Consider the following 254-nt stretch of genomic DNA (forward strand, 5'->3'; position numbering starts at 1 on the left):
TCATCCCACGCGCGATGCGCTGATCGCCGAACTCACCGCCGACGGCGAAACCGACAACTGCACCCGCACGGTCATCGATCATCACCTGGTCGACAACGTGCTGTGGCAGGTCGTGAAGCTGGTCCCCAAGCGCGATGGCGTCTTTCCCGGCGTCGCCGCCGGTGAGGCTTGCGTCTTGATCGGTTGCGACCTACTGGACATTCACAGTGGTCAATGGGGCCATAAGTCCCTGGACGAAAGCTCGGGCCCCTTCT

The 254-nt window shown here is 62.6% G+C and carries 1 pseudogene; it reads left to right on the forward strand.

From position 1 onward, the window contains the following. Window positions 1-254, forward strand: a pseudogene (locus tag FS767_RS23015) (hypothetical protein); the annotation flags it as partial.

Origin of the sequence: Pseudomonas sp. DE0010, from assembly GCF_007680745.1 — a bacterium.
GTDB classification, from domain to species: domain Bacteria; phylum Pseudomonadota; class Gammaproteobacteria; order Pseudomonadales; family Pseudomonadaceae; genus Aquipseudomonas; species Aquipseudomonas parafulva_B.